The organism is Streptomyces sp. NRRL F-5727, from assembly GCF_000719555.1.
Lineage (GTDB): Bacteria > Actinomycetota > Actinomycetes > Streptomycetales > Streptomycetaceae > Streptomyces.
This window is the reverse complement of the sequence record NZ_JOGX01000127.1, coordinates 1-4,218: the sequence shown is the minus strand read 5'-3', so window position 1 is coordinate 4,218 and position 4,218 is coordinate 1. Positions and strand designations below refer to the sequence as shown.

The following is a 4,218-nucleotide window of genomic DNA, read 5'->3' as shown; positions in this document are numbered from 1 at the left end:
AGGCCCGGCCGAGGAGCCGGGGCAGGTCTGTGCCGCGTACGAAGAAGTGGTCGCCTCGCACGACACGCAGGCGGGTGGGGCCCTGGGTCCAGTGGCGCCATCCGTCGGCCACCTGGGGCGGGGCCAGGGGGTCGTGGGGTGAGGCGACGATCAGCAGGGGGGTGGTGAGCGGGCCGGCGGCGGACGGTTCGAGGGCGGCGGTGCGCAGGGCCTGGGCGAGTTCCAGGTCGCTGCGCAGCACGGGCAGTACCAGGCGGTCCCAGATGCCATCCCGTGCGCTGCCGGGCGGTACGGCGCCCATCCGGTGCAGGAGGTCGAGCAGTTCGCCGTCGGGCGCGTCGTGGGCGTCGGACAGCGGTGAGGGTGCCTGCGGCGGCGGGCAGGCCCCGACGGCGAGGAGGGCGGGGCCGGGCATGCCCGCCTCGTGCAGGGCGCGTGTCAGGGTGAGGGCGACCAGCGCGCCGAGGGAGTGGCCGTACAGGACGTAGGGGCCGGGGCGGGCTGCGGTGACCAGGGGCAGGACGTCGGCGAGGAGCGCGTCGCGCGTGGTGATCCGGGGCTCCGACCGACGGCGTCCGCGCCCCGGCAGGAGGACCGGTACCGGCTCGACGCCGGGCCCGGCGCTCGTCGTCCAGCCGTGAAAGGCGGAGACGCCCGCTCCGGCGTGTGCGAAGCAGTGGAGTCGTACGGGTCGTCGGTCGGGCATGGGTTCCCCCTCGGTCTCCGCCCACGGTGGTGGTACGAGGCGGGATCGAGGTTCCCGCACCGTCCTTGAGCTTCGCTCGTGGCCGGGTCGAGGGTCCGGCCCGGCGGTCGGTGACGGCGGGTGCCGTGGCCGTGGGCCGGGAGCGGGGTACCGCCCCTGGTCCACGCGCCGGTCGACCGGGCCCCGGGGGGTGCGGCCGGATGAATGAGTGGGGGGATGAGTGGACGGGTGGATGCGTCAGTGGGTGGGGGTGTCAGGCGGCGTAGCGGTCGAAGGTCGAGCCGCGTCGCGGGCCGGCCGTGATGTCGAGTTCCGGGTCGACGGCCAGCATCGCCTGGTGCAGGCGCTGGAGCTGGGGTGAGGGTTCCACGCCGAGCTCTTCGATCAGCCGGATGCGGAGCCGGCGGTAGACGTCCAGGGCGGCGGCCTGCCGGCCGGAGCGGTACAGAGCCACCATCGCCTGCGCGTGCAGGCCCTCGTGCTGGGGGTTGCGGGCGATCAGGTCGGCGAGTTCGGCGATGAGTTCGGCGTGCCGACCGAGCCGGAGGTCGGCGTCGATCCGCCGTTCGACGGTCACCAGCCGGGACTCCTCGAGGCGGGTGACTTCGATCTCCAGAATAGGGCCGACGCGGACGTCCACCAATGCGGGTCCCTGCCACAGGTCGAGGGCATTTCGGAAACAGCGGGCCGCCTGTTCGTCGTCACCGTCGTCGAAGGCGTGCTGCCCCTGGGCGGCGAGCTTTTCGTAAGCGTGTACGTCCACGGATTCCTGGGGTATCTGCAGAAGATATCCGCCGTGCCGTGTCGCCAGGACGTCCTTGGCCGTGCCTGGGGCGTCGGGGCCCATCGCGGTGCCGAGGCAGCGGCGCAGCTGCATGATGTACGTCTGGAGCGTCGTCATCGCGCTCTGCGGCAGATGGGTGCCCCAGATCTCCTCCATGAGCGTCGGAACAGGCATGATGCGGCCGGGATACAGCGCCAGCAGGGCGAGGACCTGACGGGGCTTTCCGGCGGAGGGGACGATCGAGCATCCGTTCACGGCGGCACGCAGCGGTCCCAGAACCTGAATCTTCATGACTTCCTCCGTTCGTGGTCGGGCACTTCCGAAGAATGAAAGTCCGTCGACGAACCGGAACACTAGCCGCACTCGCACCAGGCGTTTCGATTTCTTCAGCGGACTTTGAGCACACCTTGAACGGCGGTGATGAGCAGGGGTTTTCGGAGTCGGGAAGGCGTGAGCGGACCGGATTTCACTCCGCTCGAATCCCTCTGGAATACGCCTCGTGGACGGACGCCGCGCGCGGCCGGCACACACGAAATCCCCCCGCTCGCCTGCCTCGCCGGTCGCCGCGCCCCGGCCGCCCTGCCTGGCGACCCCGCAGGCTGCCCTGCCGCCTGTCGCGCCCGGCTGCGGTGCACGGGGGGGTGGCGCGTTCAGCTGTTGCGCACCAGGCGGTCGCGGCCGTTGACGGCCGGATCGCGGGTGGTGTCGGGGCTGGACATGAGGATCGCGCTCTGCATCCTGCGCAGTTCGATGGACGGCTCCAGTCCGAGTTCCCGCACGAGGGTCGTCCGAATCCGCTGGTACGCCTGCAGCGCCTCGCTGCGGCGTCCGGAACGGTGCAGGGCCAGCATGTACTGGCCGTGCAGGTTCTCGTGGGTGCGGTAGCGGTCGACGAGGGTGGTGAGTTCGGCGACCAGTTCGCGGTGCCGGCCCAGCCGCAGGTCCGCCTCGATGCGCTGGTCGAGCGCGTACAGCCGGGTCTCCTCCAGGCGCCTGGCCTCCATCTGGAGCTGTGCGCCGGTGTGCACGTCGGCGAAGGCGGGCCCGGTCCACAGCGCGAGCGCCTCCTTCAGGCGCCGCGAGGCGCCCTGGAAGTCCCCGGCGTCCATCGCCCGGTAGCCGACTCCGGTGAGCTGTTCGAACTCCCTGGCGTCGATGCGTCCGTCGCCGCTGTCGAGGAGGTAACCGCCCGGCAGGGTGACCAGGACGTCCTTGGCCGCACCTTCCGGCGCCCCCTCCCCCATGGCCGCCGCGATGAGTTCGCGCAGCTGGAGCACATACGTCTGCAGGGTGTTACGGGCGCTGCGGGGCGGCTTGTCGCCCCACAGTTCCTCTGTCAGCGAGGCGACGGAGACGACCTGACCCGCGTGGAGCGCGAGGAGGGCGAGCACCTGTCGTGGTTTCGGCGCGGTGGGCATGACCGGTATGCCGTTCTCCCTGACGCTCAGGGTGCCCAGTACCTCGATATTCACGTGATCTCCCTGTCCCGTGCCCGAGTGGTCCTGTCGTCCCGGCGCCGTTGGCGGGCGCCTGTCCGGCTCGTGACAACTTAAAAACAGGGTGACCGGTCTGTCAATACCAAACCGCGCGTGCCGTTTCTAATCGGCGCGGCGCGCCGCAGCGCCCGAGCAAGCACGTGACGACTCGTCAGTCAGCAGTTGAGGATGGGTACGTGGTGGGGCGTCAGGCGCGCGGCTGTTGGCGCGGGGCGTGGCGGGGAGCATGGCCGGGGGGCATGGCGGGGGCGTCAGCCCGAAGCCGTTGGCCGGGTGCGTGGCGTGGCGTCGACCGGCAGGCGCTCCGAGCGCGTGGCCGGATGCCGGCCGGCGAGGGGCCGGCCCACGAGGGCCAGCCGACGGTGGGGGGGTGGTTTCGTCGGTCGGGGTCGCGTGGCGGAGTGTCAGCCGGCGGGCTCCCGCAGCTCGGTGGGGTGCGCCGGTGAGCCGGCGCAGACGAGCGTGTCCAGGTGGTCCGGGTCGGCGAGCCGGGGCAGCATCAGTTCCCAGAAGCGGGTGACGCTGAGCCGCGCCCGCCAGGAACCGTCCTCGCTTCCCAGCGCCTCGAAGCCCGCGGTCGCCGCGATGACGACGTGGGCGGCGTCGCCCCACGCCACCCCCCTGGCCAGGGCGCCGTTGCGCTCGGCCCGGCAGAGGCTGTCCTCGACCCAGCGGTGCCACTGCTCCCACAGCAGGGACTGCCGGCGGCGTGTGACGTCGCCCGCGGCTTCGAAGCCGCCGCGGACCACGACGTCCCGGGCCAGGGCGCCCATCAGTTCGTGGGTGGCGTCCACGACCGCCTGCAGGGAGTCGCCGTGCCGGGCGTGCGCGGCCCTCGTGATGGCGAGGACGGTTGCGGCGGCCTCCGCCTCGACGGCTTCGGCGAGCGCTTCCTTGTTGGCGAAATGGAAGTGCAGGGCGCCGTTGCTCACGCCGGCCTGCCTGCTGATGGCGCCCAGGGACGCGGCGACGAAGCCCTGTTCGGCGAACACCTGGGCCGCCGACCGGATCAGCGCGTGCCGGGTGCGGGTTGCTCTTTGCTGTCTTGCCATGTCGGCGGTCTCCCCGAGGAACGCGACACCGCGGCCCGGCGTCCGCGCGCCGGGCCGTCGGGGTCTGATCGGACGTGCTGCTACTGAGGCGGGTTGCCGTGCTTGCGGGACGGCAGGTCGGCGTGCTTGGTGCGGAGCATGGCGAGGGACCGGATGAGCACCTGGCGGGTGTCGGCGGGG

4 protein-coding genes are annotated in these 4,218 nt (G+C 72.0%); all 4 read right to left on the bottom strand.

Going from position 1 to position 4,218, the window contains the following annotated elements; all coding sequences use genetic code 11:
* Positions 1-706, bottom strand: a 706-nt coding sequence (locus tag IF73_RS0136890; protein ID WP_031015848.1) for a thioesterase II family protein, incomplete at its 3' end; no start/stop codon positions are given.
* 253 nt (positions 707-959) lie between these two features.
* Complete coding sequence (locus IF73_RS0136885; RefSeq protein WP_031015846.1) at positions 960-1,781, bottom strand: AfsR/SARP family transcriptional regulator; 822 nt, start codon at positions 1,779-1,781, stop codon at positions 960-962.
* 359 nt (positions 1,782-2,140) lie between these two features.
* Positions 2,141-2,962, bottom strand: a complete 822-nt coding sequence (locus tag IF73_RS0136880) for an AfsR/SARP family transcriptional regulator (RefSeq protein WP_031015845.1) — start codon at positions 2,960-2,962, stop codon at positions 2,141-2,143.
* Positions 2,963-3,390: 428 nt separating this feature from the next.
* Positions 3,391-4,038: a ScbR family autoregulator-binding transcription factor gene (locus tag IF73_RS0136875; protein ID WP_031015843.1), complete on the bottom strand. Its 648-nt coding sequence runs from the start codon at positions 4,036-4,038 to the stop codon at positions 3,391-3,393.
* Between the last annotated feature and the right edge of the window lie 180 nt (positions 4,039-4,218).